General features: G+C 54.5%; 25 protein-coding genes. 17 read left to right on the top strand and 8 right to left on the bottom strand.

Features of this window, described 5'->3' with window-relative positions; all coding sequences use genetic code 11:
- Positions 1-36 precede the first annotated feature (36 nt).
- The gene (locus tag ACJAXR_RS10965) at positions 37-936 is read left to right on the top strand and encodes a DUF4892 domain-containing protein (RefSeq protein ID WP_415058310.1); all 900 of its coding nucleotides are present in this window, start codon (positions 37-39) and stop codon (positions 934-936) included.
- Positions 937-952: 16 nt separating this feature from the next.
- On the opposite strand, the gene ACJAXR_RS10960 is transcribed toward ACJAXR_RS10965, so the two are convergent.
- Entirely contained in the window at positions 953-3,406 is a 2,454-nt protein-coding gene (locus ACJAXR_RS10960; RefSeq protein ID WP_415058309.1) for a penicillin acylase family protein, read from the bottom strand.
- Positions 3,407-3,495: 89 nt separating this feature from the next.
- Between ACJAXR_RS10960 and ACJAXR_RS10955 the strand changes: the two genes are divergently transcribed.
- The 4 genes from ACJAXR_RS10955 to ACJAXR_RS10940 all read left to right on the top strand — a co-directional run bounded on the left by ACJAXR_RS10955 (position 3,496) and on the right by ACJAXR_RS10940 (position 7,545).
- Positions 3,496-4,521, top strand: a complete 1,026-nt coding sequence (locus ACJAXR_RS10955; protein WP_415058308.1) for a patatin-like phospholipase family protein — start codon at positions 3,496-3,498, stop codon at positions 4,519-4,521.
- Between the two features lie 53 nt (positions 4,522-4,574).
- On the top strand, positions 4,575-5,612 hold the full coding sequence (gene selD, locus ACJAXR_RS10950; protein ID WP_415058307.1) for a selenide, water dikinase SelD: 1,038 nt from the start codon (positions 4,575-4,577) through the stop codon (positions 5,610-5,612).
- Positions 5,612-6,715, top strand: a complete 1,104-nt coding sequence (mnmH, locus tag ACJAXR_RS10945; protein WP_415058306.1) for a tRNA 2-selenouridine(34) synthase MnmH — start codon at positions 5,612-5,614, stop codon at positions 6,713-6,715. The genes selD and mnmH overlap by 1 nt, the downstream gene beginning before the upstream one ends.
- Before the next feature lie 68 nt (positions 6,716-6,783).
- Complete coding sequence (locus tag ACJAXR_RS10940; protein ID WP_415058448.1) at positions 6,784-7,545, top strand: SDR family oxidoreductase; 762 nt, start codon at positions 6,784-6,786, stop codon at positions 7,543-7,545.
- 18 nt (positions 7,546-7,563) lie between these two features.
- On the opposite strand, the gene ACJAXR_RS10935 is transcribed toward ACJAXR_RS10940, so the two are convergent.
- Positions 7,564-8,136 (bottom strand): Smr/MutS family protein, encoded by a 573-nt coding sequence (locus ACJAXR_RS10935; protein ID WP_415058305.1) that lies wholly within the window; start codon positions 8,134-8,136, stop codon positions 7,564-7,566.
- A gap of 98 nt (positions 8,137-8,234) precedes the next feature.
- Here ACJAXR_RS10935 and prmB point away from each other — a divergent pair, with 98 nt between their 5' ends.
- The gene (prmB, locus tag ACJAXR_RS10930; protein ID WP_415058304.1) at positions 8,235-9,161 is read left to right on the top strand and encodes a 50S ribosomal protein L3 N(5)-glutamine methyltransferase; all 927 of its coding nucleotides are present in this window, start codon (positions 8,235-8,237) and stop codon (positions 9,159-9,161) included.
- Here prmB and ACJAXR_RS10925 read toward each other — a convergent pair.
- Both ACJAXR_RS10925 and ACJAXR_RS10920 read right to left on the bottom strand, forming a co-directional pair.
- Positions 9,153-9,944 (bottom strand): hypothetical protein, encoded by a 792-nt coding sequence (locus tag ACJAXR_RS10925; protein WP_415058303.1) that lies wholly within the window; start codon positions 9,942-9,944, stop codon positions 9,153-9,155. The genes prmB and ACJAXR_RS10925 overlap by 9 nt on opposite strands.
- Positions 9,945-10,027: 83 nt before the next feature.
- Complete coding sequence (locus ACJAXR_RS10920) at positions 10,028-10,801, bottom strand: TSUP family transporter (RefSeq protein WP_415058302.1); 774 nt, start codon at positions 10,799-10,801, stop codon at positions 10,028-10,030.
- Between the two features lie 115 nt (positions 10,802-10,916).
- Between ACJAXR_RS10920 and aroC the strand changes: the two genes are divergently transcribed.
- The 5 genes from aroC to ACJAXR_RS10895 all read left to right on the top strand — a co-directional run bounded on the left by aroC (position 10,917) and on the right by ACJAXR_RS10895 (position 14,838).
- The gene (aroC, locus tag ACJAXR_RS10915; RefSeq protein ID WP_415058301.1) at positions 10,917-12,008 is read left to right on the top strand and encodes a chorismate synthase; all 1,092 of its coding nucleotides are present in this window, start codon (positions 10,917-10,919) and stop codon (positions 12,006-12,008) included.
- Positions 12,009-12,037: 29 nt separating this feature from the next.
- On the top strand, positions 12,038-13,189 hold the full coding sequence (locus ACJAXR_RS10910; RefSeq protein ID WP_415058300.1) for an MFS transporter: 1,152 nt from the start codon (positions 12,038-12,040) through the stop codon (positions 13,187-13,189).
- Positions 13,190-13,277: 88 nt separating this feature from the next.
- On the top strand, positions 13,278-13,823 hold the full coding sequence (locus ACJAXR_RS10905) for a hypothetical protein (RefSeq protein WP_415058299.1): 546 nt from the start codon (positions 13,278-13,280) through the stop codon (positions 13,821-13,823).
- 48 nt (positions 13,824-13,871) lie between these two features.
- Complete coding sequence (locus tag ACJAXR_RS10900; protein WP_415058298.1) at positions 13,872-14,063, top strand: PLDc N-terminal domain-containing protein; 192 nt, start codon at positions 13,872-13,874, stop codon at positions 14,061-14,063.
- Position 14,064: 1 nt separating this feature from the next.
- Complete coding sequence (locus ACJAXR_RS10895; protein ID WP_415058297.1) at positions 14,065-14,838, top strand: SDR family oxidoreductase; 774 nt, start codon at positions 14,065-14,067, stop codon at positions 14,836-14,838.
- A gap of 63 nt (positions 14,839-14,901) precedes the next feature.
- Here the strand turns inward: ACJAXR_RS10895 and ACJAXR_RS10890 are convergent, their stop codons facing one another.
- Positions 14,902-15,675, bottom strand: a complete 774-nt coding sequence (locus ACJAXR_RS10890; RefSeq protein WP_415058296.1) for a ferredoxin--NADP reductase — start codon at positions 15,673-15,675, stop codon at positions 14,902-14,904.
- Positions 15,676-15,773: 98 nt separating this feature from the next.
- Between ACJAXR_RS10890 and ACJAXR_RS10885 the strand changes: the two genes are divergently transcribed.
- Positions 15,774-16,664 carry a LysR substrate-binding domain-containing protein gene (locus tag ACJAXR_RS10885; RefSeq protein ID WP_415058295.1) on the top strand — a complete coding sequence of 297 codons (891 nt, stop codon included), beginning with the start codon at positions 15,774-15,776 and terminating at the stop codon, positions 16,662-16,664.
- 54 nt (positions 16,665-16,718) lie between these two features.
- Here the strand turns inward: ACJAXR_RS10885 and ACJAXR_RS10880 are convergent, their stop codons facing one another.
- The 3 genes from ACJAXR_RS10880 to ACJAXR_RS10870 all read right to left on the bottom strand — a co-directional run bounded on the left by ACJAXR_RS10880 (position 16,719) and on the right by ACJAXR_RS10870 (position 21,236).
- Positions 16,719-17,255, bottom strand: coding sequence for a glycine zipper 2TM domain-containing protein (locus tag ACJAXR_RS10880; protein WP_415058294.1), 537 nt, complete (start codon positions 17,253-17,255; stop codon positions 16,719-16,721).
- Between the two features lie 111 nt (positions 17,256-17,366).
- The gene (locus ACJAXR_RS10875) at positions 17,367-20,270 is read right to left on the bottom strand and encodes an EAL domain-containing protein (RefSeq protein WP_415058293.1); all 2,904 of its coding nucleotides are present in this window, start codon (positions 20,268-20,270) and stop codon (positions 17,367-17,369) included.
- Positions 20,271-20,324: 54 nt separating this feature from the next.
- On the bottom strand, positions 20,325-21,236 hold the full coding sequence (locus ACJAXR_RS10870; RefSeq protein ID WP_415058292.1) for a LysR family transcriptional regulator: 912 nt from the start codon (positions 21,234-21,236) through the stop codon (positions 20,325-20,327).
- 154 nt (positions 21,237-21,390) lie between these two features.
- Between ACJAXR_RS10870 and leuC the strand changes: the two genes are divergently transcribed.
- From leuC to ACJAXR_RS10845, 5 genes are all read left to right on the top strand, one after another.
- On the top strand, positions 21,391-22,821 hold the full coding sequence (gene leuC / locus ACJAXR_RS10865; RefSeq protein WP_415058291.1) for a 3-isopropylmalate dehydratase large subunit: 1,431 nt from the start codon (positions 21,391-21,393) through the stop codon (positions 22,819-22,821).
- A complete protein-coding gene (gene leuD, locus ACJAXR_RS10860; RefSeq protein WP_415058290.1) occupies positions 22,818-23,465 on the top strand; it encodes a 3-isopropylmalate dehydratase small subunit in 648 nt (215 codons plus the stop codon). Before leuC ends, leuD begins: the two co-directional genes overlap by 4 nt.
- Before the next feature lie 23 nt (positions 23,466-23,488).
- Complete coding sequence (gene leuB / locus ACJAXR_RS10855; RefSeq protein ID WP_415058289.1) at positions 23,489-24,571, top strand: 3-isopropylmalate dehydrogenase; 1,083 nt, start codon at positions 23,489-23,491, stop codon at positions 24,569-24,571.
- Positions 24,572-24,647: 76 nt separating this feature from the next.
- Complete coding sequence (asd, locus tag ACJAXR_RS10850; protein WP_415058288.1) at positions 24,648-25,760, top strand: aspartate-semialdehyde dehydrogenase; 1,113 nt, start codon at positions 24,648-24,650, stop codon at positions 25,758-25,760.
- Positions 25,761-25,837: 77 nt separating this feature from the next.
- Positions 25,838-26,860, top strand: coding sequence for an aspartate-semialdehyde dehydrogenase (locus tag ACJAXR_RS10845; RefSeq protein ID WP_415058287.1), 1,023 nt, complete (start codon positions 25,838-25,840; stop codon positions 26,858-26,860).
- Positions 26,861-26,879 lie beyond the last annotated feature (19 nt).

The raw sequence follows: 26,879 nt of genomic DNA, 5'->3' as shown, positions 1-26,879 counted from the left end.
GATACGCTGGACCGAATTATATGTTCTGGAGTATCGATGTCATTCAAAGCGTTTTTTCTGCCCGTTAACTTGGGTACAGGGTTGTTGCTGCTGACTCAGCTTGCCGTGGCCGCAACGGTCCCTGAGCAGGTATTGATCGGCCCGTTTCCCGGCTCGGCAACGGTTCCCGAGCCGCTAATGATCGCCCCTTTTCCTGGCGCCCGCATTAGTGATTCCGAGCTGATAGCGAACACCGATCACGGGGTGGTTATTGGTTCTGTGCGCAAGGTAAACAATCGCATGCGGGCTGAGAAAGAAGTGCGTAGGAGAGGCAAGTTGGTAAGAGCTACCTTTGAGATCCCCGGTGGTCATTCGCAGATTGAAGCCTTTAATCACGCCATGGACCAACTGCTGAATAGGCCTCATAGCATGTTGTTTTTCTGCGAAGGCAGAGCGTGCGGACCCAGCAGTTTATGGGCTAACGAAGTGCTTGATAACGCGAGGTTGAATGGGCCAGACGACAATCAGATCTATCTTGCTCTGAGTATCGATGAGGATCCCCGGCAACTGGTAAGTGTCTACGCAATTACCGGTGGTAACCGTAGGGTGTATCTGCATATCGATCAGTTTACGCCAGAGGAACCGATACTGGAGCCGTTGTACCCCACGCCATCGACCTTGCTCAAGTTGCTGCATACGAACGGCAAATTAGTGCTGCCAGGTCTCGAGCTGGAAGCAGCAGAGCTGTCTACAGACGTTCCGTTAAATGAGGGCTCCGAAGTCTGGTTGAACCTCGTCAACAGAATGCTTCGTTCGGATACACGGGTGCGTATCTCTATAAGTGGTCATCAGGCCCCGACAGTCATGCAGCGTCTGGTTGATCTCGGTATTCGTCCAGCCCGGCTGGAAATAGATCAGCCGCTGCCGGATATCGGCGTGAAAATTGAGAAGCTCTGAGCCGAGATTAAGGGGGCTAGGGCCTCGTTGGTTGCATAAGCAGCTGATCGGGTAATGCCTTAATTGCCACCCAGTCAAATAGCTGACTACGGTATCGACCTTCGTTGTACAACATTGCTTGATCAGAGTAATGGGGGTCCAGTGGATAACCTGATTGACCCATGGGGCTTATGCTCAGTGTGCCATTGAGGTCTGCGAGGTCAATCAGGCGCCGGGTAGAAGGACCTGCCTTGATGTGATACATCGGGCCCCCACTTTCGAAAGTCATGCTGTTGAGGCTTTCTCGTCCACCATCAACCGGGGTTGGGTCGCTATCAAGAAAACCTGCGAAGGGGAATCGGTCGCTCAGTGGATGCTTGTGTTGCAGTACAGCGAGCTTATCCCAGGTCCAGTTCTGGGTCTCGATTCCGAGATCGTCGGAGAGGCTTTCTATTGTGGCTATCCAGGCCTGCTCTATTGCAGCTTGCCGACCATCCATAACGGGTTGCTGCCGGTTATCCCACCAGGCTGAGGCGGGCTTCCAGTACAGGCTGAAGAGACTTTTTTCGGCCATGAGGGTGTTCCGAAACACTTCAAAGTTTTCCTCAAGCTCATCAGCAAATAATGCTTCAAGCAAATAATCCTGCCAGCGCTGAAACAAGGCTGCGCCAACTGAGTCACGACCAAAACTGCCGTCCCACTCAGCCAAGATAGTAGCCGCTCTTGCGGCAGGTGCACGCAGATCGACGCTCAGCAACTGATCGTCGAACAGCGGTAGCGCATCGTTCAGCATGGCTAGCGCCTGAGGTCTAACGCTGTCCAGCTGCATGGTTTTGAACTGTGATAAATCAAAGGTGTTGTCGTTATCGAGTAATTCCCCAAGTCGGGCGAATCGCTCAGTGGGAGCATAGTAGCCTGGAAGGCGACGCCTTGGATTACTCTCGGCATAGGGATTGTTGGCGCTGAAAATATGGCCCTGCGCCGGATTGATCACCCGGGGATTAGACGCAAATGGCTGATAACCCCTGAATGCGTCATCAGCGATGCTGCCGTTGAGGAGACTGAATCCATTATTGCTTTTGGGCCAACGCTTGATCAGCCCGATGGCCCACATGGCGATGTTGTCCTGGGTGTCGGCGTAGATCAGGTTAAGACCAGGCGAAGTATGGTTTGAGGCTGCCTGTTCAAACTCCTGCATGTTTTGCGCACGGGAAAGGCCGTATAACGCTTTAGCTGAATCATTGGCCGGATCAAGAAAAGTCCAGAAGAGACTCACCGGTGGCGATGGGTCTGTTGGTGGCTTGCTGACTTGAGGCACTGGATCATTAATAATAGGTCCGTGTTGGGAGCTGCGCAGCCGTAACAGACGATCCTCCCGTCCACGGATCTTGATGACCTCCTCGTGAATCGTCAGGTCCTGCCAGCCCTCACTTGCGACCCATACCTGTTCTGCGTTATCGGGATTGACACGTTCGCGGTAAAAATCGATCTCGTCGTTCATCAGCATGGTCAGACCCCATGCATGAGTGCGCGTCTGGCCCAGCAAGGGGAAGGGAATTCCACCCAAAAAATGACCGTATACCTCATGCTCAGGAGTGCGGATATGGGCTTCGAACCAGACTGCCGGTGCAGCGAACCCGATATGTGGATCGTTGGCCAGCATGGGAGCTTTGCTATGACTGCGGCTGCTGTTGACGACCCAGGCATTGCTGCCTAGAAACCGGCCTGCAGGAAGACTGCTTTCAACTCTGGATATCTGGCTCAATAATGTGCTTGCCCATACGGTACTTGCTTCTTCGACGGAGGCCTTTTGGGGCGTGCTCCGCGGAGGAAGATTATCCGGCCAGCCTGGTACTAGGTCCTGGGCATGGCGCTGGCCCAGTTTACCGCGGACCTGATCGGTCAAGGCATCGGTTTTAAATGCCTCGGCAAAGGAATAAGCCATATAACCCATCACATGTGCAATGTCTTCTTCCGTGAAATAATCCGGGCGGGTAAACAACATGCTGTATTCTAACGGCCGCCCCCCTTGATCGATATAATGATTGATGCCCTCTTGATAGGCATGAATCAGTTTTACATGAGGTTCATCAGCCTGCGTATGCAGGTATTGGGCATAACGGCGGGCAAACTGACTGATACCCAGAGAGCGGAAGAACTGGTCGGTCTCAAGCGATTCTATGCCGAATATCTCTGACAGTCTGCCGGCGCCGATCCGGCGTAACATATCCATCTGGAACAGACGTTCCTGGGCGTGTATGAAACCGAGAGCCCGGTACGCGTCTAGATCGTTCTGAGCGTCGATATGAGGCACCCCCCAGGCGTCATAGTAGACGGATACGGATTTGCTAAGCCCCGGCATGTTGAGTTCGCCGCTTCGCTTGGGCTGCGCACCATAGAGTGCCCAACCTGCAAAAGTGCTGATTGCCACTAAAATAAGCAAAACGAGCAGAACCCATTTTAACCAGAGGATTACGCGGGGAGTAAGCACGGAGTACCTTATGCGCCGGAAGACATCTGGGCATCATGCTCAGACAGGCTTTCGTCGTCAATCGACATCGATATGCAACAGGAAAACCAATGACGCAAAGAGTAGCACTTGTACTGGGTAGCGGTGGGGCGCGCGGCTATGCTCATATTGGCGTGATTGAGGAGATCGAGCGTCGCGGCTATGTCATTGACTGCATCGCCGGCTGTTCGATGGGCGCCGTGGTGGGCGGAATGCATGCGGCGGGTAAGCTGCAGGAGTACCGCGAGTGGGTATCAGGCCTTGATTACCTAGATGTACTGCGATTGCTGGACATCGGTTTTGGCAACATGGGGGCGATTCGCGGTGAACGGGTGTTTGGGCGCATCCGTGAGATCCTGGGTGAACAGCGCATAGAGGATTTGCCCATCGCGTTTACCGCGGTAGCAACGGACCTTACCAATCAGCAGGAAGTATGGTTCCAACAAGGCTGCCTGCATCAAGCTATGCGCGCCTCTGCAGCGATCCCTAGTCTTTTTTCGCCGGTCCGCCACGGCAGTCGGGTATTGGTCGACGGCGGTTTGCTTAACCCGTTACCGATCGTTCCGGTAGTGTCTTCCCACTGTGATCTGATCATTGCGGTCAATCTCAACAGTACGCGAAATAACGGCTACACCCTGCCAGTGATTGAACGTCCCGCGCCGATGCGTCAGCAATGGGATCAATGGATGGAAACGCTGAGCATGCGTAATTGGCGCATGCTCAGCGAAGGGGTGAGCGATACCAGCATGGATGATCTGGATTTTTTCACCGAGCCCGAAGCGGAAGTGGTGGTTGACGAGCGAGAGCAGCGAGGGCCGGCACCAGCATCAGCCCAGCAGACTAGGACGGCTATACCGCTGGTGTCGGAGGTTCCGGCCGGACCCGCTAGTTTGTTGGAGTTGATAAACATGTCTTTTGAGGCAATGCAAGCTTCGTTGACCCAATACAAGATTGCCGGTTATCCACCTGATATCGTGATCGACGTCCCAAAGCGCCTGTGCCGATTCTTTGATTTCCAGCGGGCACCGGAACTTATTGAGCTCGGTCGTATCGTCGCTAGCGACACGCTCGACCGCTATGAGCAAGGTAAACCCTGAGCTTCAGCAACGTGCTAAAATCGGCGGCATTGTGGCCAATGCTGGAGAGCAGAATGAACGAGAATGTGCGCTTGACTGAATACAGTCATGGGGCTGGATGCGGCTGCAAGATTTCGCCCAAGGTACTAGACGAAATCCTCGCTGTTGGAGAAGCCGGCCCCGCTTTCCCTCAGCTGTGGGTGGGTAATGACAGCCGTGACGATGCAGCAGTTTTCGGGCTCGATAATGAGCAGGGGATTGTCAGCACGACCGACTTCTTTATGCCGATTGTCGATGATGCCTTCGACTTCGGGCGTATTGCCGCTACCAATGCGATCAGTGATATTTACGCAATGGGCGGCTCGCCACTCATGGCTATCGCGATTCTGGGTTGGCCCATTAATCTGTTGCCCGCGCATATTGCAGGTCAGGTCATCGCGGGCGCGCGTTCAGTGTGCACTGAGGCTGGCATGCCGCTGGCCGGTGGTCACTCGATCGACGCGCCTGAACCGATTTTCGGGCTAGCCGTTACCGGCCACGTGTTGCGTAGCCGACTTAAGCGCAATGATCAGGCCCGGCCGGGAGCGCGACTGTACCTGACCAAGCCGCTGGGTATCGGTATTCTGACCACGGCCGAAAAACAGAAGAAATTGCGTGCTGAAGATGCCGGGGTTGCTCGGGATATTATGTGCCAGCTCAATAGTGTTGGTGTGCGTTTTGCCGCGTTGCCTGGGGTGCAGGCGATGACTGATGTGACAGGCTTCGGCCTGCTGGGCCATCTGGCTGAGATGGCCGAAGGCTCGGGGGTCAAGGCGCGCATTGAAGAGAGCCGCGTGCCTCGCTTATCGAGTGTCGCTTATTACTTGGAGCAGGGCTGCGTGCCAGGAGGATCGGCTCGCAACTTCGACAGTTACGGACACAAGATCGGCGCCATGCCGGAGGCGTGGCGTGACTTGCTGTGTGATCCGCAAACCAGTGGCGGCTTACTCGTTGCAGTGGACCCGTCGGGAGAGTCAGAGTTTCTGGCCATTGCGCGCGAGTGTGGCTTCGAACTGGAGCCAATCGGTGAATGCGTCGAGGTCGACGGCGGTCCTTGGGTTGAGGTCCTCTGATGCGCGCCAATACTGACGACTTTCGTCGTCTCTTTCTGCAGTCCGTTCCCATGATGGACGTGCGCGCTCCAGTGGAGTTCAGCAAAGGCGCCTTTCCTGGGGTAGTCAATCAACCCCTTATGATCGATACCGAGCGACAGCAGGTCGGCACCTGCTACAAGCATTCAGGTCAGGATGCAGCGATCGCCCTGGGTCATAAATTGGTTCATGGGGAGATCAAGGAGCAACGCATTGCCGCCTGGAGCGCGTTCGCCGCGGCCAATCCCGAGGGGTACCTGTATTGCTTTAGAGGTGGCCTGCGCTCACAACTGGTGCAGCAGTGGCTGGCTGAAGCAGGTATCGAGTATCCGCGTGTGGTGGGCGGTTACAAGGCCATGCGACGCTTTCTGATCGACAGTCTTGAGAAAGCTGTACACGATCTACCTCTCAATATAGTTGCTGGGCTGACTGGTACTGGCAAGACTGAAGTAATAGCGGCGCTGGGTAATAGCCTTGATCTGGAAGGCCACGCGCATCACAGGGGATCCAGTTTCGGACGTCATGCCACACCTCAGCCCAATCAGGTTGATTTCGAAAATGCCTTGGCAATCGAAGCCCTGGACGCCACCGAAAAGGGCTTTGCGGATCTGGTGCTTGAGGATGAAGGGCGCATGGTCGGAAGCTGCACGGTACCCCTGGAACTTTTTCGGCTCATGCAACAAGCACCGTTGATCTGGCTGGAAGACAGCTTTGTAAATCGCGTCACTCGAATATTGGGCGATTATGTGGTGGACATGCATGCTGAATTTAGTGCTCTGCACCCCGAGAACCCAGAGACTGCTTTTGACCTGTTTGCCGAGCATCTGACCGGTGGTTTGCTGCGCATCCGCAAGCGCCTTGGGGGCGAAAAGCAGCAAGCGTTGTTGGCTTGTATGGAGTATGCATTGGCTGAGCAGCGGCGTTCTGGTGATGTTGATGCTCACCGGGACTGGATTGCCGGCTTGCTGACCGACTATTACGATCCCATGTATGCCTACCAGCGCAGTGGCAAGGACGAGCGTGTGGTATTCAGTGGAGAACAGCAGGCTGTAGTGGAATACCTTGAGGAGCGCAGTCGTCGTTGATTCTGACCTTTCAACTGATACTATCACTGGCAAGTTAAATGGATAAAACGGTCTGGAGTGAAGGCGATATGAGTATGACGTTCAGCGGCAAGGTCGCATTGGTTACCGGTGGTTCAGCAGGCATTGGTCAGGCGACCGCCGAAGCGTTCGCTGCTCAAGGCGCTCGCGTGGTAGTCTCGGATATCGATGAGAAAGGCGGTCGCGCGGTTGTAGAAGGCATCAAGGCAGCTGGTGGAGATGCTGTATTCGTCCCGTGTAATGTGGTCGTTGCTGACGAGGTGAAGGCGCTGATGGAGGCTGTCATCAGTCACTACGGGCGTTTGGATTGCGCCTTCAATAATGCGGGTATCGAGATCGAGCAGGACAAGTTGGCTGATGGCAGCGAAGACGTCTTCGACAACATCATGAACGTGAACGTCAAAGGTGTCTGGCAGTGCATGAAACACGAGATTCCGTTGATGCTGGCCAATGGCGGCGGGGCGATCGTCAACACTGCCTCGGTTGCGGGCTTGGGTGCAGCGCCGAAAATGAGTATTTATAGCGCGAGCAAGCATGCGGTATTGGGCCTGACGCGCTCTGCAGCCGTGGAATATGGCAAGAAGGGCATTCGGGTCAATGCGGTGTGCCCTGCCGTCATTGATACCGAGATGTTCCGCCGCGCCGCCGCGCTCGATCCACGCAAAGCCGAGTTTGCCGCTGCTATGCATCCCGTGGGTCGGATTGGTAAGGCGGAAGAAATAGCCGCAGCAGTCCTTTATCTTTGCTCGGAAGGTGCTGGTTTTACTACCGGGATTGCGCTTCCGGTAGACGGCGGATCTACCTGCATCTGAAGTAGCAGGCTCGAGGGTCTACTCGTCCCGGCCCTCGAGCATTGTGCGCTTGAGCAACACGTATACCGACCCAGTGCCGCCGTGACGCGGGATGCAGGAGGTGAATCCGAGCACCTTGGTATGCTGCCGCAACCAGGTGTTTACATGGCTTTTCAAGATTGGATTGCGACCGTCTTTGCGTTGTGCCTTGCCATGGGTTACCCGCACACAGCGTATTTCTATTGTGTTGGCCTCGGCAAGAAATTCCCACAATAGCTCACGCGCCTTGTCCACTGTCATGCCGTGGAGGTCGATCGAGCCCTCGAATGGTATCTGTCCGCTCTTTAGTTTGCGTAACTGGCTTTCCTGTACGCCGTTGGCTGTCCAGGCGAGTTCTTCCTCGGGCATTACATCAATAACAAACTGGTCTGACAATCCGTCGACGCGCAACCGATTGTCGGGCCGAACGGCGAGCTGTCGGGCGGCCTTTATGCGCGCGCTATCGGCCCGGGGCTTACCCGTATCAGCCTGGTCTACGGTGATCTGTCGGGCACCTTTAATTGCTTGGCGGAACAGGTCGAAGTCGTCTGGATTTGTTGGTTCGTTGCTCATCGGGGATCGATCACATCATAAAAATAGAAGTGTATCAGTAGTTTCGGGCTGCTTGGAGGGTAGAATGACGGTCTTATAGCTTACCGAGAACAGCAGCCATGCATGAACTTATCGCGTTGACGACAATAAGGGATTTTATACGTTGGGGCGTCAGCCGCTTTCATCAGGAGGGTCTGTTCTTCGGTCACGGTACGGATAATGCCTGGGATGAGTCGCGGTTGCTGGTAATGCACGGACTTTATCTGCCATGGGAAACCCCTGACGCATATCTTGATTGCCGCGTCACTGAAAGCGAACGCAGCCTGATCGTTGTATTGCTTCAGCGACGTATCGAACAGCGCATACCCGCTGCCTACCTCACGGGTCACGCACGGTTTGCCGGCTACGATTTCCTGATTGACGAGCGTGTACTGGTGCCGCGCTCGCCGATAGCGCAGTTAATTGCCAATAAGTTTGAACCCTGGCTGGAGAGTGATCCGTCGCGAATTCTGGATTTGTGTACCGGCAGTGGTTGTATCGGTATCGCCTGTGCGCATACTTTTGGCGAGGCTGAAGTCGTGTTGGCCGATTTGTCTGCTGATGCTCTGGCAGTTGCCGAGAGCAATATAGAGGCCCACGGCCTTCAGGACCGCGTTGAAGCACGCTGGTCAGACGGGTTTGAAGGTATGCCAGGTGAGCGCTTCGATCTTATCGTCAGTAATCCGCCTTATGTGGATGCCGAAGATATGGCCGATTTGCCGGAGGAGTACCTGCATGAACCTGAGATGGGATTAACCGCCGGCTTTGACGGGCTGGACCTGGTTCGTCGGATGCTGGCTGAGGCGGCCGACCATCTGACTGAAAATGGCGTACTGGTCGTTGAGGTGGGTAACAGCATGGTTCACGTCATGGCACAGTGGCCCGAAGTGGATTTTGAGTGGGTGAGATTAAGCGAGGGAGGACAGGGTGTGTTTGTCCTCAGTGCAGCGCAGTGCCGGCAGTATCAGCCACTGTTCTGCGCCAGCCTGGGCGGGCGCTCAGCTTAAGACTATCCATAGCAACATCAACGCCTGAAATACGGCGAACACAATCAGACAGCCGATGGCAAAACGCTGACCCGTATCGTTACTCCGATATTGGTCGATTGTTCTTTGCAGCTGAGCCATTTGCGCGGATTGTTTGTTGTTCAGCAACTCCTGTTCGCGCAATTGCTTGAGCAGGGAGCTTACGTGCAGCACCCCGACACGCTCGGTATTCCATTGGCTGATCAGGTCGTCCACGCGTCCTGCCCTGGCATGTCCGGCTGCGGCGGCGTCTTCGGGCAGGCTTAACTCAAATCCGGCACGGCTGAGCATTTTGTCGCGGATGTGTCGGCCTTCGTCGTTCACCGCTTCGTCCGCTTGTAGCACAATGGGGGTGACCGCATAGTCGCTATAGTGGCGCTGACACCACTCGATCAGTTGAGCCAGCAAAAAACCACCGATGCCCCGTTGTGCCGGTTGTATTCGAAGTGTATTCACGGGTGCAAAGCGCACACGCCTGTTTCGGTGGTCGATCAGCACATCAAGGTGATTAGAACCTTCTGCAAGCGTTTCTTCTTCCAACTGCACGTGCAAGCGATAGATTTCCAGGTGGCCAGCCCTGTCCTGATAAACCGTGACCTTGGCGAGGCGCTCGGGCTGCGCGATCAGCCTGCCCTTATAGATTGCTTTCAGCTGAATCCAGTACAGATCGGTGGCACGTATTCGTGCAAGTGGGTCGCGCGCTGGTTTTGTCGGCAAGCCAGAAGCAACGGGTTCAATTTTTTGCGTGGGTTGAAATTCACTCATCGGGGTTGGTGGCCGCCTGTGCTGACTGGGTCATATGAGTTTATCGACCGCATGGGTACTTTCTGCAGCGGCGTTTACTTTCTTTAGCCTAACCAGCCTGAGAATGCCTGCCAGATGAGTCGAAGGGCAAGCAATGTCAGCAGTAGATTGAACACTCGAGTAAAACGCAGATCCGAGCGACGCTCAAGCAAGCGCAAACCTACCCATGTACCCAGCGTTCCAGCTGTTATCATCAATAAAATGAGTCCGATCCACTCGCTGAATATGAAGCCGGCAGCGCCATATACCAGTGCTTTTGGTGCGTGCTGCAGGGTCATCGCTGCCGCAAAGGTGGCCACTGTAGGGAGTCGCTGTCCATGCTGTTGCTGTTTCACGAATGCGGCAACGAGTGGGCCTGTAGCACCCACAAAAAGGCTGATGAAGCTGGTAAGTATTGCAGCGAGCAGGGTTCCTGCTCGACCCGTCGCGACGGCAGGGATCGCTGGCCCCCAGCACAACAGCAGGATGAATCCCGCGATGCAAAGCTGTATTAGCGGCAGGGGCAACTCGATCAGAAACAGGCTTGCCAGCCAGGCACCTAGAATGACTCCGGGCGCGAACCAGGCAATGGTCTCAAGGTTGACGTGGCGCAGAGTCATGAGTGTCCGGTTTGCATTGGAGCCCAGTTGAACCATGCCGTGAACTGGAATGATGGCTGCCGGTGGTAACATCACGGCCAGCAGACCAAGTAACATCACGCCGCCGCCAATTCCCAGTGCCGCAGTGATGGCTGAGGTGCAGGCGGCTGCAACGACTAACGTAATGACTATCAGAGTGGACATGTCCGTAGGCAGCAGGGCGGCGTTCAATAGCTGCATAGGGGCGCTCAACAATAAAGAAAAACATAGCCTAGCCGGCTGAGCCCGGACTGTCACCTGCAATGCCTGGGCGGTATACTGCAGGCCTTCGATCATTTTACTTCAGGTTGCGCGTATGTCCGGGAATACCATTGGTACTTTATTTACCGTCACCACGGCCGGCGAAAGCCATGGCCCGGCGCTGGTCGCCATTGTTGACGGCTGCCCACCCGGGCTGGAACTCGACGTTGCTGACCTGCAGCGTGATCTTGATCGGCGTAAACCGGGTACCAGCAGGCATACCACCCAACGCCAGGAACCCGACGAGGTGGAGATACTCACCGGCGTGTTCGAAGGGCGTACGACCGGTTGTCCGATCGGTTTGCTGATTCGTAATACCGACCAGAAGTCCAAGGATTACTCGGCGATCAAGGATGTGTTTCGACCTGCCCATGCCGACTATACTTATCATCATAAATACGGCGAACGTGATTATCGGGGCGGCGGCCGTTCTTCGGCCCGTGAAACTGCCATGCGCGTTGCGGCAGGTGCGATCGCTCGTAAGTATCTGGCCAGTCAGGGCATTACCGTACGTGGCTATATGAGCCAGCTCGGACCGATCGAGATACCCTTTAAAAGTTGGGACTCGGTACATGACAATGCCTTCTTCAGCGCAGATCCGGACAAGGTGCCTGAACTCGAGGCTTATATGGACCAGCTGCGCCGGGACCAGAACTCGGTTGGTGCGCGAGTTACCGTGGTGGCCGAAGGTGTCCCCCCTGGTCTGGGCGAACCGGTATTCGACCGTCTGGACGCTGAGCTGGCTTACGCAATGATGAGCATAAACGCGGTGAAGGGTGTGGAAATAGGCGCTGGTTTTGCTTCCGTGTCGCAGCTGGGTACGGAACACCGCGATGAGATGACCCCCGAAGGTTTTCTCACTAATAACGCTGGGGGCGTGCTTGGCGGAATCTCATCCGGCCAGCCGATAGTCGTCCATCTGGCATTGAAACCCACCTCCAGTATTACCACCCCCGGCCGATCGATCGATATTGCAGGCAATGCTGTCGATGTTATCACCAAAGGTCGCCATGACCCCTGTGTGGGTATTCGGGCGACCCCCATCGCTGAGGCGATGATGGCTATTGTGCTGTTGGACCATCTGTTACGCCATCGCGGTCAGAATGCGGATGTGCGGGTGAGCACGCCGGTGCTTGGCCAGCTCTGAGCCGTGTACTGCCGTCTGCAGCGTTTCACGTGACGCCGGTACTGCCGTACTGGCGGCTGTCAGGGTTTTATTTCGCCTATTTTGCCTTGCTGGGTGGTGTGGCGCCGTTTCTTGCGCTGTATTTTGATCACCTGGGTTTCAGCGCGGCGCGCATCGGCGAACTGATCGCGATACCCATGTTGATGCGCTGTGTAGCGCCGAACCTGTGGGGCTGGCTGGGCGATGTCAGCGGTCGGAGGCTTGCTATCGTTCGTGTTGGTGCGCTATTTACCGCAATCGCCTTCACGGGCATTTTCTATCGTCAAGACTACCTCTGGCTGGCGTTGATAATGGCCTCGCACAGTTTTTTCTGGCATGCCGTATTACCCCAGTTCGAGGCTATTACGCTCAGTCACCTGGGGCCCCAATCGGCCCGTTACAGTATGGTCAGGCTCTGGGGCTCGGTCGGTTTTATTGCCACAGTGGTGGGACTGGGCCTGTTACTTGAGGTGTTCAGTCTGGACATCTATCCGGCGGTGATGCTGGCGATCATGCTGGCGATTTTCTGCAGTAGTCTGATTGTACCGCGCCCCCCTATTGCTGCAGCTCGGCCGAAGGGTGAGCCAGTCGAGCGTTTTTTCATGCTGTTGCGCAAACCGGGCGTGCTGGCTTTTTTCATTTGCGTGGGACTGATGCAATTCTCCCACGGTCCTTATTACACCTTCCTGACATTGCATTTGGAAGCGCTGGGTTACAGTCGAGGACTGATTGGTCTGCTCTGGGCACTGGGCGTTGTCGCCGAGATACTTCTTTTTCTGGTCATGACGCGGGTCCTTGGACGCTTCACCCTTAAGCAGGTGCTGATGGCCAGCCTGCTTCTTGCGTCCCTGCGTTGGGTGTTGCTTGGCACTCTGGCGGAACATCTATGGGTCCTATTGCTTGTTCAGGCATTGCACGCGGCTACTTTTGGTAGCTTCCATGTGGCCGCGATTCACTTTATTCAGCGCCATTTCAGTGAGCGCCTGCAGGGCCAGGGTCAAGCGCTTTACGCCTCATTATCCGGCGTTGGTGGTGCACTCGGTGCCCTGTATTCAGGCTATAGCTGGACCACGCTGGGCGCACACTGGACCTTTGCGATAGCGGCTTTGGCGGCGTTGATCGCCGCAATGGGTTTATATCGGGCTTTGCCTTCAGATCGCTGAAGAGGTGTGTCATTTAGCCATAGGCTGTATGGCTTCCATGCGGCACTCTATACTGGCAAAGCATCCATTTGACTGCGGACAGTATGCAATGACAATTCTTGCGGTTTACCAGGACGATCAACTACAGGTGCCCGGCAAGGTGCTGACTCATATGGAAGATATTGTGCCTAATCTGGATGCTGCCGGGGTATCGCTACACATAACCGAGCCGAGCTGGTTCAAGGGGGCTACGGTTTCTACTACACAAGCCTTGGACATCTCTGGCGAACTGCTGACGACAATCGGTGTCGAACAATCGATGGAGTTTGCCGAAGTTCTTGAGCTGGAGGGTCCCCCCGGCTATGAGGCGGGTCCTGAAGGGGGAGGGCAGAGTGAACAGACACTGGCTGGCGACAGTTTATGGCTGTTCATTGAGGGCGTTGCGACGATGTGTATTCATCATGGCGCCACACTCCTGGTACTGGGCTGTCGATGTGGAGACCTGCTGAGGCTGCCGGAAGGCGTCGCTCATTGGGTAGTGCCGGTGACAGGGCGGAAGTGCCTCATTGTGCGGAGTGCGCGCGACGCAGGCGCCTTGATTAGCCGTCCTACAGGTAATGATATTGCACGTAGATACCCAGTACTTGAGCTTTGATCCATTAGTGGGTTTGTAGCATCACATTATTCCAACAAGGAGTTGTATATGGACGTAAATTTTGGCGGTGGTATTCTTGGCCTGATTATTCTCATTCTGGATATCTGGGCGATTATCAATATTGTGCAAAGCGGCGCTGGTAATGGTGCAAAGGTTCTATGGGTATTGCTGGTTCTTCTGTTGCCGGTAGTCGGTTTGATCATATGGTTCTTTGCCGGTCCCCGGGGCAGGGCTGCCTGACGTGGCTGAGCAGCACACTCCTGTAGCGCTGGTTACTGGCGCTGCACGGGGTATTGGCAAGGGAGTTGCCGCTAGTCTGCTTGGTGCCGGCTGGTCGGTAGCGATCACCGATATAGATGAATCAGCGGGCCAGGCTGCTGCCGAAGAGCTGGCCTGGCTGTGTGCTGCAGGGGGGCGGGTAGAGTTCATTCCGATGGATGTGGCTGACGAGCTCAGTGTCGCGGCATGTCTGGAGCGGGTGGAGGAGGACTTCGGTCGCCTCGACGGGTTGGTCAATAATGCAGGTATTGCCGATCCGGATAGTGGTCCAGTAGAGCAGCTCAGCCTTGAGGCCTGGAACCATTGGCTGAGCACTAATCTTACTGGCCCTTTTCTGGTTTCCAAGCATTTCATCGGACTGCTTCGCGAATCTGGAGGTGCCATTGTCAACATGGCCTCTACGCGCGCGCTGCAATCTGAAGCCAACACCGAAGCCTACGCTTCCAGCAAGGGTGGTCTATTGGCGTTGACCCATGCGCTGGCGATGAGTCTTGGGTCTTCGGTACGGGTAAACGCGGTCAGCCCCGGTTGGATAGATACCCGCAGCCGTCAGCAACAGGCCAGTGATCCTCTTCGCCCTGTCGATCATCTGCAACATCCGGTCGGTCGTATCGGGCAACCCGAAGATATTGGCTCGCTGGTGGCGTTCCTGCTCAGTCCAGCAGCCGCCTTCATTACCGGACAAAATGTCGTAGCTGATGGCGGGATGACGCGCAAGATGACTTACGTCGAATAGTCAGATGGCACTGCTGCTGCTCTGGCGGCGCTATACGCGCCAGAGCAGGTTTGCTGAAAACGTTTATTTTTCTACGAATGCGCGTTCGATTACATAGTGTCCAAGGTCGCCATGACGCGCTTCCTTGAACCCGCGGCTATCAAGAACATGGCAGAAATCCTTGAGCATACTCGGGCTGCCGCAAAGCATGAAGCGATCCTGCTCGACATCGAATGCCGGCAGGCCGATGTCTTCGAATAATTTACCGCTTTCCATCAGGTCGGTCAGTCTGCCTTGGTTGCGAAAAGGCTCTCGAGTGACTGTGGGATAATAGATAAGCTTCTCGCGGATGGCTTCACCAAGATACTCATGGTTGGGCAGTTCGTCGGTGATCAGATCCTGATAGGCGAGTTCACGCACGTGACGGCAACCGTGCGTGAGAATGACCTTGTCATACTGTTCGTAGGTTTCTGGATCCTGGATGATGCTCATAAAAGGCGCAAGGCCAGTACCGGTGCTCAGCAAGTAAAGATTGCGGCCTGGCAGCAGGTGATCGAGCACCAGTGTTCCTGTCGGTTTGCGACTGATGATGATCTGATCGCCTTCATTGATGTTCTGCAGACGTGAGGTCAGTGGGCCATCGGCAACCTTGATGCTGAAAAATTCCAGGGTGTCTTCGTAATTGGGGCTGGCGATACTGTAGGCGCGCATCAAGGGACGGCCTTCGACTTCCAGGCCTATCATGATGAAGTGACCGTTCTTGAAGCGAAATCCTGGATCTCGGGTTGTTCGGAAGCTGAACAGATTATCTGTCCAGTGATGAACACTTAGTACGCGTTCGGTATTGAAGCCTGCCATTGCAATTCCTCGGTCAGCTGATTTGCAACTAGTGTAACGGCGCACTAATCTATCGGTTAAACGGTTTATTTAGTTATACGTAATCGGAAAAATCGATAATGAAATACAGTCTTAGACAATTGGAGGTTTTCCTGGCCACCGCCTTCCACGAGAACCTGACGCGCGCAGCGGAAAGCCTGACGATGTCTCAATCAGCGGCCAGTAGCGCGCTGCGTGATCTGGAGAGCCAGTTCGGTATCCAGTTGTTCGACCGAATAGGCAAGCGTTTGCAGCTTAACGAGTTGGGTCAGACCATCCGCCCGCGCGCCCAAGCCTTGATGGAGCAAGCAGAAAACCTCGAGCTGGCGTTGGGAAGCCGTCTCAGCAGTGGCAACCTGAAAGTGGGCGCTACCCTGAGTATCGGCAACTACCTTGCGGTGGAAACCATGGCGCGTTACATGCAGGAACAGCCAGGAGCAAGAGTCAAACTTGAGGTTGCCAATACAGCAACCATCGTCCAGAAGGTATTGAGCTTTGAGTTGGACATTGGACTGATAGAAGGCGAAGCCCATCATCCTGAACTGGATATGCTGCGGTGGCGAGAAGATGAGCTGGTCGTTTTCTGCGCGCCGGATCATCCTTGGGCGGGGCGTCCCTGGTTAACCGATGAAGAGCTGCTTGCCGCCCAGTGGATCATTCGCGAACCCGGTTCGGGGACTCGCCAACACTTTGAGTGGGCGATGCACGGCTTGCTTCCACAGTTGCAAATAATGCTGGAGTTGCAGCATACGGAAGCAATCAAGCGTGCGGTAGAGGCGGGTCTTGGGGTTGGATGCCTGTCGGCAATCACCTTAGTTGAAGCCTTCGAGCGCGGTAGTCTGGTGCCTTTGCCTGTGCCACAGCGAGATTTTAGACGACAATTTTACTTTGCCTTACACCGTAACAAGCTGCGCAGTGCAGGAATAGAGAAGTGGTTGCGTCTATGTCGCGAGCAGGCCGGGAGTTATTGATGTGAATTACAACGTCGAGGCACGCCCCATCTAAGGCGTGCCTGGGCATTGGTCTTACTGTTGGGACAAATCCAGCTCGCCATCTTTCAACGCAATTTTGTTGCCCGGATCGGAAGACATCCGAACGCGACCGGGTTTCTCGCCGATACGGTAGTCAACGTTGTAGCCTACGATCTTGTTGCTGCTATCATAAACGGTCTCACAACGGGTTTCGGTAGTGGTATAGGTGTCGTTGGCTTGCATCCGCTCCTGGGTTTTGTTGCCGGCGTAACCGCCTGCAGCTGCCCCTGCAACAGTGGCAATTTTCTTGCCGCTGCCACCGCCTACCTGATTGCCCAATACGCCACCTACCAACGCACCCGCTACAGTGCCAAGTATCTTGTTTTGATCTTGTACGGGTCGTTGCCGTGTTACCGCTACATCCTGACAGACCTCTCTGGGCGTTTTGATAGTTTCCGTAATCGCGTCCACGTTGGTAACATCTGCGTGGGTTGGGGTTTTATTGGCTAGCGCGCTGTAACCGGCAAAAGCGCCGCCCGCTGTTGCTACGATTGCGCCGAGGACGACGCCGGTCAGCATTGACTTGTTCATTTCTAAACTCCAGTACGTTGAGAACGGGCTAGCCCGAGCTAGCTGCCATTCTGACATCATATGCAAGGTTTAGTTCACTTAGTATTTAGCTGCCACCATAGGAAAAGTGGGCTATACGCTTGCTGAGTGTTTGCGAAGGATGCCGACGAACTGTTCCGCTGGAACGGGGGCACTAAACAGGTAGCCCTGATAAGTATTGCAGGACAGTTGCTGCAAAAACGCGAGTTGCTCGGAAGTCTCGACGCCCTCGGCAATCAGGTCCAGCCCCAGATTGCCGGCCATTGCAATAATTGCCTTGACGATTGCTCCGTCGTTGATGTCCTGAGTGCAGTCGCGAATAAAAGACTGATCTATCTTGAGTACGTCTAGCGGGAGTTGTTTCAGATAGCTCAGGGATGAGTGACCGGTGCCAAAATCGTCAATAGCGAAGCATACACCCAGCTGCCTTAGCTCCTGCATTTTAGCTACGGTGTCATTGATATTCTGAATGACAATATTTTCAGTGATTTCCAGCTTCAAGCAGTTTGCTGGCACGGCCTGATCAGCAATAACCTGGCGTACCTGACTGACAAAGTTGGGTTGGCGAAATTGTCGGGGACTGATATTGACGCTTATACAGAACTGCTCAGGGTCTGCCAGCTTTTCCCGGATCAGCGTCGCGGCAAAGGCACAGGCTTCGTTAAGTACCCATTGCCCTACCGCCAGAATCATTCCGCTTTCTTCGAGCACATGGATAAAGTTGGCAGGGCTGATCATACCTCGTTCAGGCTGCTCCCAGCGGATGAGCGCTTCGGCACCAATGATGCGATTCTGACCCGAGTCGATCTGTGGTTGGTAGAAGAGTCTGAACTGGCCAAGATCAAGCGCTTTGCGAAGTTCGGTCTCGATTGAAAGGCGCTCGCTAGCGGCTTTTTGCATGGCCTGCTCAAAAAAAGCAATGCCGTTACGTCCGCTCGCCTTGACTTTGTAGAGAGCTATGTCGGCTCTTTTAAGCAGGTCTTCAGGGTTGTCGCCGTGTTCCGGCAACATGGCAATGCCAATGCTGCAGCTGAGCTGCAGGCTATGGCCCTCGACATTCATGGGAGCTGCAATGTTCATTAAAAGCGTTTCAGCGAGCCGCTGAACGGAGCTGAGTGTATCCTCGTAGCTGCCTTCTAGGCCACTGAGCAGAACCACAAATTCATCGCCACCCAATCGGGCAACAGTATCCTCTTTGCGCACTAGGGCAAGTATACGGCGGGTGACTTCCTGCAGGACCGAGTCACCACAAGAGTGTCCGAGGGAGTCATTAATGTGTTTGAAATGATCCAGGTCGAAAAACAGCAGAGCGCCCTTTAAGTTGTGTCGCGATAAGAGCGCAAGCGTCTGGTTAAGCTTGTCCCTGAGTAATGCGCGGTTGGGCAGGTCGGTCAACGCGTCATGGTAGGCAAGGTGCTTGACTTGAGCTTCCATCACTTTCTGGTTGGTCATGTCGCGTGCAGTGAGCACCATGCACTCAATACCGTTTATCAGCAGTGGTTCTATTGAGACAGACACCATCAATGTGCGTCCATCTTTAGCAATAACGCACATTTCTTGTTGTTGCACTCTACCTTTACGCTCAAGTTCCTCGATCAGCTTCGCTCGTTCGTGGTAATGGGCCCAAATATTGAGCTCGCGGGCGGTCATGCCGATGGCTTCGGCGGGTGTATAACCCGTTAGTCGAGTGAAGCTCTCATTCACCTCAAGGTGTTGGCCGGTTGCTTTCTCGGTGATGCTTATCGAGTCCGGACTGGCTCGGAACGCCCCTGAGAATTTTTCTTCTGATGCACGCAGCGCTGCTTCCGCCTTTTTTTGGGCTGTTATGTCCTTGAAAGTAGAGAACACGCATTCCTGTCGATCGATAATGACAAAACTGCTGGACACTTCGTAGGTGGCAAGCTCTTTGTCGCGAGTGAGAAAATCAATTTCCGATCCTGAGAGACGACGGTCACGCTTTAGCTGCGCAAGGAGGAGGTCTCGTAATGATGGATCGCTCCAAAAGCCTTTTTCCAGAGTGGTTTTGCCAATAATCTCTTCAGATTTGAAGCCGAAAAAGCGGGTAAAGCTGTAATTGATTTCGATAATGATGTGGGACTCTGCATTGACCAGAATGTAGGGGTCAGGTGCGTATTGAAAAATCGCAGCGAATTTGGCTTCACTCTTGATCAGGGCCTGTTCGCTCCGGCGACGATCCGTGACATCTATCAGGGTACCTGCCAGCCTGGTAATTTTTCCATTGGGTCCGCGATATAGCTTTGCTGTGACTTCCAGCCAGCGCTCAGGGTGCCCATCTGATTTTAGACGATAGGTAAACCGATAACGGGGGAGCTGCTTGCGGCACATGGACAAAAAGCTTTTGCGCAACTGCCGTTGATCTTTGGGTTGTATGTCGCGCAAAAAGAAATCAATTGGGCCGCTCCAAGCTTGGGGCTGATGCGAGTGGAGAAACGCCGCACGGGGGCAGCAATGTAATACCTTGGTGTCGACATTCCAGTCCCAGGTACCCATCTGCGCAGCATCTAGCGCCAGGTTTAGACGCTCCCTGTTCTCCCGTAGATCGCTGTAGATTTTGCCAGGCCTGGCCAGCTGATCCAGGTCTGCATCCTGCGCGGTGGATAGCCGGCAGGGGACGCCGTCAACAAGGATGCTTCGCATCGACACTCGACAAATTTTCAAACGCCCATCGCTGCATAATAATATGGCTTCGAATTGCACGATATCCCCATGCAGTTCAAATGACTCGAGCAGTTGTTGGCGTTGTTCAGAACTGACCCACAAGGGTATTTCAGACGATAGTTGGTTTTTAATGGCGGATAATGGCCACCCGAACATATCACTGAAGGCGACGTTGGCATCCAGTACGCGGCCAGTGCTGGCTTCGGTCAACATGCCGGCCAAGGGCATGCCGTGGAACAACGTGTTAAACGCACTAGCGGTGCCAGAGCCAGCATCAAGCGCGTCATTGCTCGCAGGAGAGCTGGGTGGTTGTAACATCGACCTTGTCCCGACTGAGCGCGGCGGACAATGCCGCAGTATTGAAACATGTCTTTACACGATAGTCTGTGCCGGGGAAAGCAGCAAGCCACTACCCTTGGCATTGTCTTTCAACAGTCTAATAAAGGCATGACCGGCGTTGGAGAGCGTTCTTCCGCTGTGCCAGATGACTCCCAGTTGACGCTCTAGGCTGGCGTCATGCAGTGTCAGTGCTTTCACCTGCCAGTCGACCATAGTTCTCGGCAGCACACTCCAGGCCAGTCCAATGGATACCATCATCTTGATCGTCTCCATGTAGTTGGTACTCATGCTGATATGAGGCTGCAATCCTGCCTGGCTGAAAAGCTGGCTGACTATTCCTCGAGTGAAGGTGTTGGCCCCTGGAAACACTGCCGGATACTCGCACAAGCGTGACAGCGTCAGAGGGCTGGAATGGGCCAGGGGATGATCGGGGGCGACGACAAAATCAAGGGGATCATTCCATATACGCTCGGCAATGATGGGTGCCTCGAATGCGGGAGCCAATGTAATGACCGCCAGTTCGATATCCCCATGCAGGACTTTTTCGTAGGCTATTTCAGAATCCAGAAATTGAATATCCAGTGCGACGTCTGGATAAGTTTGGGTAAATTCGCGCAGTATCGGCGGCAGGCGATGCAGTCCGATATGGTGACTTGTGGCCATACTCACTCGCCCTTGTACTTCTTGTGACAGGTTGCTGAGTGCCCGCCGTGTGTCCGCAAGTGCGTGCGTGATCTGCAGCGCACGAGGTTGCAATGCCAGTCCTGCTTCAGTGAGACCGACATGTCGACCTATGCGGTCAAACAGGCGACAGTTCAACTGTTGTTCCAGACTGGCGATGCGCTTGCTGATTGCCGGCTGAGTGAGATGAAGCAATTCTGCGGCACGGGAGAACGAGGCAGTTTCGGCAACTGCAAGAAAAGCAGTAAGGTTGGCAGTATCCATTCGTATTCCATGTGGTAATGCATTGCATGAATATTATGAATTTGTTTTATCGGATGCCAGCTTTTATTATCTACTACAAGTTAACAAGGCGCCCGTGCCTGAGGTCCCTAGAGAGATCAGTCGCCGGTGTTCAGCCTGTATCAGGGAGTTCAGCATGTCTGCTCAAACGCTTTACGACAAGCTTTGGAATAACCATTTGGTCAAGCAGCGTGATGATGGCTCTGCGCTGCTATACATTGATCGTCACCTGCTCCACGAAGTCACCTCTCCGCAGGCCTTTGAAGGGCTTCGCCTGGCGGGGCGCAAACCCTGGCGTATCGATGCCAACCTGGCGACGCCGGATCATAATGTACCGACCACCAATCGGGCAGCTGGCGTCTCGGGTATCGATGACCTGGTCTCCAAGCTGCAGGTCACGACGCTGGATGACAACTGCGATAGCTTCGGGATTATGGAATTTCGTATGACCGATCGTCGCCAGGGCATCGTCCATGTCGTGGGCCCGGAACAGGGCGCAACCCTGCCAGGCATGACTATTGTGTGTGGTGATTCGCATACGGCAACCCATGGCGCTTTTGCTTCACTTGCCCATGGTATTGGCACTTCGGAAGTTGAGCATGTTCTCGCAACCCAGTGCCTGGTTGCTCAGAAAATGAAAAACATGCTGATCAGCGTCGAGGGACAACTGGGCTTTGGTGTGACTGCCAAGGATATTGTACTGGCGGTGATCGGCAAGATTGGTACGGCCGGCGGTAATGGGCACGCAATCGAGTTTGCCGGGTCCGCGATCCGCGATCTTTCAATGGAAGGGCGCATGACCATCTGTAATATGGCTATCGAGGCGGGTGCCCGTGTTGGCTTGGTAGGCTGTGACGAGAAGACTATTGCCTATGTGAAGGATCGTCCCTATTCACCCCGTGGCGAAGATTGGGGCAATGCAGTGACGGTGTGGCAGGATCTGGTGTCCGATGCCGCTGCCCATTTCGATACGATGGTTGAGCTCGACGCCACCAGCATCAAGCCTCAGGTGTCCTGGGGCACATCACCGGAAATGGTTGTAGCGGTGGATGCGTGTGTACCTGATCCGTCTCTGGAAGAAGATGCAGTCAAGCGCAGTGGCTATCAGCGGGCGCTGGTTTACATGGGGCTGGAAGCAAATCAGCCGATCACGTCGATCAAATTGGATCGTATTTTCATAGGCTCATGCACCAACTCGCGAATTGAAGATTTGCGCGCGGCCGCAGCGGTGGCCAAGGGCCGCAAAGTAGCCCCTTCGATTAAGCAGGCCATGGTCGTGCCCGGATCGGGGCTGGTCAAGGAGCAGGCGGAGCTGGAAGGTCTGGATACTATTTTCAAGGCCGCGGGCTTTGAGTGGCGTGATCCGGGATGCTCCATGTGTCTGGCGATGAATCCAGATAGGTTGCAGGCTGGCGAGCATTGCGCGTCCACCTCCAACCGCAACTTCGAAGGGCGCCAGGGTAATGGAGGGCGTACGCATCTGGTTAGTCCGGCCATGGCGGCTGCCGCTGCCATTGCAGGCCATTTTGTTGATGTGCGCGACATGCTTCAGGAGGCGACAGCATGAAACCCTTTATTCAGTACACCGGTTTGGTTGCACCACTTGATCGGGCCAATGTGGATACCGATCTGATCATCCCCAAGCAGTTTCTCAAGTCGATCAAGCGAACCGGTTTCGGCCAGAATTTATTTGATGAGCTGCGCTATCTCGATGAGGGTCTTCCCGGGCAGGATGCTTCGCAGCGTCCGCTGAATCCAGATTTTGTACTCAATCAACCTCGTTACCAGGGCGCCAGTGTGCTGCTGGCGCGCAAGAACTTTGGCTGTGGTTCAAGCCGCGAGCATGCTCCCTGGGCACTCGAGGAGTACGGCTTTCGTACCATTCTTGCTTCCAGTTACGCTGATATTTTTTATAACAACAGTTTTAAGAATGGACTGTTACCCATTGTTTTAGATGAAAAAGATATTGATGAATTGTTTGTGCAGGCAGAAGCTACCCAGGGCTATGAGTTGACTGTCGATCTTGCTGCTCAAAAAGTCATTCGGCCTGACGGCAAGCACTACGCATTCGAAGTAGACGAGTTCCGTAAACATTGCTTGCTTAACGGTCTGGATGATATTGGCTTGACGCTCGAAAATGCCGAGGCGATTCGTGAGTTCGAGACCGGTCACAAGCAGAGAAACCCGTGGCTTTTTGGCGCGATCAAATAATACCCAGATACCAGGGAATTACCATGAGCATGAACATCCTTATACTTCCCGGCGACGGCATTGGTCCGGAGATCATGGCCGAAGCGGTCAAGGTCCTTGAGTTGGCTAGTGATAAGTACGGACTGGACGCCCAGCTGAGTTTCGACGATCTCGGCGGTGCCGCCTACGAGCGTTACGGTTCACCCTTGGCTGACGAAACGCTGGCGCGGGCGCGTGAAGTCGATGCTATTTTACTTGGAGCGGTGGGCGGCCCTCAGTGGGACGCCATAGATCCTGCGTTGCGTCCCGAGCGCGGATTACTGAAAATCCGCTCGGCGTTGGGATTGTTCGGTAATTTGCGGCCCGCCATTCTGTATCCCCAATTGGCAGAGGCCTCGACACTCAAGCCTGAAGTGGTATCCGGCCTGGATATTCTGATTGTGCGAGAACTGACTGGGGGTATCTATTTCGGTCAGCCCCGAGAACGACAGGTGCTCGACAATGGTGAGCGCTTTGCTTTTGATACCTTGCCTTATACTGAGACTGAAGTGCGGCGTATCGCCCGGGTCGGTTTCGATATGGCACGTATTCGTGGCAAAAAGCTGTGTTCAGTGGATAAGGCAAACGTGCTCGCTTCCAGCCAACTTTGGCGTGAGGTGGTCAACGAGGTTGGGGTTGATTACCCCGATGTTGAACTGACGCACATGTATGTCGATAACTGTGCGATGCAACTGGTGCGGGCACCCAAGCAGTTCGACGTGATTGTGACCGATAATCTTTTTGGTGACATTCTTTCGGATCAGGCCTCCATGCTGACCGGCTCCATTGGCATGTTGCCTTCGGCTTCACTGGACGCCAATAACAAGGGTATGTACGAGCCCTGTCATGGCAGCGCTCCGGATATTGCCGGGCGCGGTATTGCCAATCCGTTGGCAACCATACTCTCGGTTTCGATGATGTTGCGCTACAGCTTTAACCGAACCGAGGCGGCTGACGCCATCGAGCAGGCGGTCAGTCAGGTACTCGACCAGGGTCTGCGTACCGGAGATATAATGTCTCCGGGCTGCAATTTGGTGGGTACATCAGGAATGGGTGACGCCGTGGCCGCGGCCCTGAAAAACCTGTAAACTGTTCGGCTTTGTGTTGCGCGCGGCCTAGCCGGCGCAGCTGTCTTCGAATTTTTACCCCCTGGGGGTTGATGCCATGAAACAGGTAGGTCTGGTTGGCTGGCGCGGTATGGTTGGTTCCGTACTGATGCAGCGCATGCTTGAAGAGAAGGATTTTGCCAATATTGATCCGGTGTTCTTTACCACCTCCAATGTAGGTGGCAAGGGGCCGGATATTGGCAAGGACATTCCACCGTTAAAAGATGCCTTTGACCTCGAGTCTTTGAAGCCGCTGGACGTGATCATTACCTGTCAAGGCGGCGATTACACCCAGGCGGTCTATTCAAAGCTGCGGGCTGAGGGTTGGAACGGCTATTGGATTGATGCTGCCTCCACACTGCGCATGGAAGATGAAGCGTTGATTGTGCTTGACCCGGTTAACCGCCGTGGCATCGACCAGGCTGTGCGCGATGGCGTGAAGACTTATGTAGGTGGCAATTGCACAGTCAGTCTGATGTTGATGGGCTTGGGTGGGCTGTTCGAAAGCGGTCTAGTCGAATGGATGAGTGCAATGACCTATCAGGCGGCCAGCGGCGCCGGGGCGCAGAGTATGCGCGAGTTAATTGGTCAGATGGGTGCGATCAATCAATCGGTAGCAGCGCAGATGGCCGATCCGGCCAGTGCGATTCTCGAGCTTGACCGCATGGTAGCCGAAAACCTGCGCAGCGATACCTTTCCAGTAGAGCATTTCGGTGTGCCCTTGGCAGGCAGCTTGATACCCTGGATCGACAAGCAACTGCCTAATGGTCAGAGTCGAGAAGAATGGAAAGCGCAGGCTGAGACCAACAAGATTATTGGTCGAAGCGGGCGTCCGATTCCAGTCGATGGCATCTGTGTGCGTATCGGTGCGATGCGTTGTCACAGTCAGGCACTGACCATCAAACTGAACAAGGATGTGCCCCTGGCGGATATCGAGGCGATCCTGGATGCGCACAATCCCTGGTCCAAGGTGGTGCCCAATACCAAGGAAGATACGCTGCGTGATTTGACGCCCACCTCCGTCACTGGCACCTTGTCGGTTCCGGTAGGTCGTCTGCGCAAGCTGAATATGGGCTCGCAGTATTTATCCGCATTCACGGTGGGTGATCAGTTGTTGTGGGGTGCTGCGGAGCCGTTGCGCCGCATGTTGCGGATATTGCAGGAAGACTGATTGTTGGTCCGGTAAAAGAGAAGGGCATCCTGCTACAGGCAGGGTGCCCTTTGTTTTTTTCAAGTCGAGGAATAGTGATGAGCAGCTCCTGTGATGTAGCAATAATAGGTGTAACGGGCATGATCGGCGATATTCTTGTCGATGTGTTGGACGAGCATGATTTTTCTATTGCGAAGCTATTTCTGGTAGACGAAGAAACCGTAGCTGGCGGCCGGTTGATGTACAAAGGGCAGAGCCAGCGTGTAGAACCCCTCGAACGTTTTGATTTTTCTCTGGTAAAAGTGGCCGTTTTTCTAGGTGCTGAAAGCATGGCTGAAGCCTGGATTCCACCCGCCTTGGCTGCAGGCTGCACGATCATCGACGCTAGCGGTTCTTCGCGCAGCAACGCTCAGGCACCGATGGTTGTAGCCGATGCAAATCCGCACGTGTTGAGCGGGTTTGCCACACCGGGCGTTATCGCGTGTCCCGACAGTCAGGTTGTACAGGCGGTGCTTGCTCTTCAACCGATAGTACGCGAATCCGGTGTGCAATCGGTCGCTGTCGCTACCTACCAGTCGATGTCGACTCTTGACCAGGATGCGGTAGAAGGACTTGCGTTGCAGACCGGACGCTTGCTCAATGGTCAGCCTGCTGAAGCGGGCGCTTTGGCCAAACAGGCTGCGTTCAATCTGATACCGCGCACTGGCGAGCTCGATGAACAGGGCTTTACCCGCGATGAAGCCCGTTTTGGCGAGGACGTGCGACGCATACTCGAGTTGCCAGGTGTATCCATTGCGGCTACCTGTGTGGTGGTACCGGTTTTTTACGGTACCGCCGCGGTTATCCAGTTGCGGACCCGCGAAGCACTTCCGGTCAAACGATTGGCTACGCTCTTGCGCAAGGCGCCTGGTGTTAAGTTACTGGACAAGGCCGCCGCCGACGGATTTCCGACGCCAATAACTGAAGCCACCGGAAGCGATGCGGTTTGGATAGGTCGTTTACGTCAGGATCCGATCGATCCTCTTGTGCTTAATATGTGGATTGTGTCGGATAATCTGCGAAAAGGTGTGGTACTTAACAGTCTTGAGACCCTCAGGTTGTTGATAAAAGACTATTTGTAATCGATACTTGCTGTGCAAT

Origin of the sequence: Halopseudomonas sp., assembly GCF_047631575.1 — a bacterium.
Classification (GTDB): Bacteria; Pseudomonadota; Gammaproteobacteria; order Pseudomonadales; family Pseudomonadaceae; genus Halopseudomonas.
Note: the sequence above shows the minus strand (reverse complement) of the source record. Positions and strands in the feature narration are given on the sequence as shown.

Excerpts from the sequence above, each read along its gene's own strand:
- leuD (WP_415058290.1), top strand. The coding sequence starts at position 22,818 with ATGAAACCCTTTATTCAGTACACCGGTTTGGTTGCACCACTTGATCGG.
- ACJAXR_RS10935 (WP_415058305.1), bottom strand. The coding sequence starts at position 8,136 with ATGAGCAACGAACCAACAAATCCAGACGACTTCGACCTGTTCCGCCAA.
- selD (WP_415058307.1), top strand. The coding sequence starts at position 4,575 with ATGAACGAGAATGTGCGCTTGACTGAATACAGTCATGGGGCTGGATGC.
- ACJAXR_RS10885 (WP_415058295.1), top strand. The coding sequence starts at position 15,774 with ATGAAATACAGTCTTAGACAATTGGAGGTTTTCCTGGCCACCGCCTTC.
- ACJAXR_RS10940 (WP_415058448.1), top strand. The coding sequence starts at position 6,784 with ATGAGTATGACGTTCAGCGGCAAGGTCGCATTGGTTACCGGTGGTTCA.
- ACJAXR_RS10955 (WP_415058308.1), top strand. The coding sequence starts at position 3,496 with ATGACGCAAAGAGTAGCACTTGTACTGGGTAGCGGTGGGGCGCGCGGC.
- ACJAXR_RS10880 (WP_415058294.1), bottom strand. The coding sequence starts at position 17,255 with ATGAACAAGTCAATGCTGACCGGCGTCGTCCTCGGCGCAATCGTAGCA.
- leuB (WP_415058289.1), top strand. The coding sequence starts at position 23,489 with ATGAGCATGAACATCCTTATACTTCCCGGCGACGGCATTGGTCCGGAG.
- prmB (WP_415058304.1), top strand. The coding sequence starts at position 8,235 with ATGCATGAACTTATCGCGTTGACGACAATAAGGGATTTTATACGTTGG.
- ACJAXR_RS10920 (WP_415058302.1), bottom strand. The coding sequence starts at position 10,801 with ATGCAGCTATTGAACGCCGCCCTGCTGCCTACGGACATGTCCACTCTG.
- ACJAXR_RS10890 (WP_415058296.1), bottom strand. The coding sequence starts at position 15,675 with ATGGCAGGCTTCAATACCGAACGCGTACTAAGTGTTCATCACTGGACA.
- leuC (WP_415058291.1), top strand. The coding sequence starts at position 21,391 with ATGTCTGCTCAAACGCTTTACGACAAGCTTTGGAATAACCATTTGGTC.
- ACJAXR_RS10845 (WP_415058287.1), top strand. The coding sequence starts at position 25,838 with ATGAGCAGCTCCTGTGATGTAGCAATAATAGGTGTAACGGGCATGATC.
- ACJAXR_RS10900 (WP_415058298.1), top strand. The coding sequence starts at position 13,872 with ATGGACGTAAATTTTGGCGGTGGTATTCTTGGCCTGATTATTCTCATT.
- ACJAXR_RS10965 (WP_415058310.1), top strand. The coding sequence starts at position 37 with ATGTCATTCAAAGCGTTTTTTCTGCCCGTTAACTTGGGTACAGGGTTG.
- ACJAXR_RS10875 (WP_415058293.1), bottom strand. The coding sequence starts at position 20,270 with ATGTTACAACCACCCAGCTCTCCTGCGAGCAATGACGCGCTTGATGCT.
- mnmH (WP_415058306.1), top strand. The coding sequence starts at position 5,612 with ATGCGCGCCAATACTGACGACTTTCGTCGTCTCTTTCTGCAGTCCGTT.
- asd (WP_415058288.1), top strand. The coding sequence starts at position 24,648 with ATGAAACAGGTAGGTCTGGTTGGCTGGCGCGGTATGGTTGGTTCCGTA.
- ACJAXR_RS10870 (WP_415058292.1), bottom strand. The coding sequence starts at position 21,236 with ATGGATACTGCCAACCTTACTGCTTTTCTTGCAGTTGCCGAAACTGCC.
- aroC (WP_415058301.1), top strand. The coding sequence starts at position 10,917 with ATGTCCGGGAATACCATTGGTACTTTATTTACCGTCACCACGGCCGGC.
- ACJAXR_RS10905 (WP_415058299.1), top strand. The coding sequence starts at position 13,278 with ATGACAATTCTTGCGGTTTACCAGGACGATCAACTACAGGTGCCCGGC.
- ACJAXR_RS10925 (WP_415058303.1), bottom strand. The coding sequence starts at position 9,944 with ATGAGTGAATTTCAACCCACGCAAAAAATTGAACCCGTTGCTTCTGGC.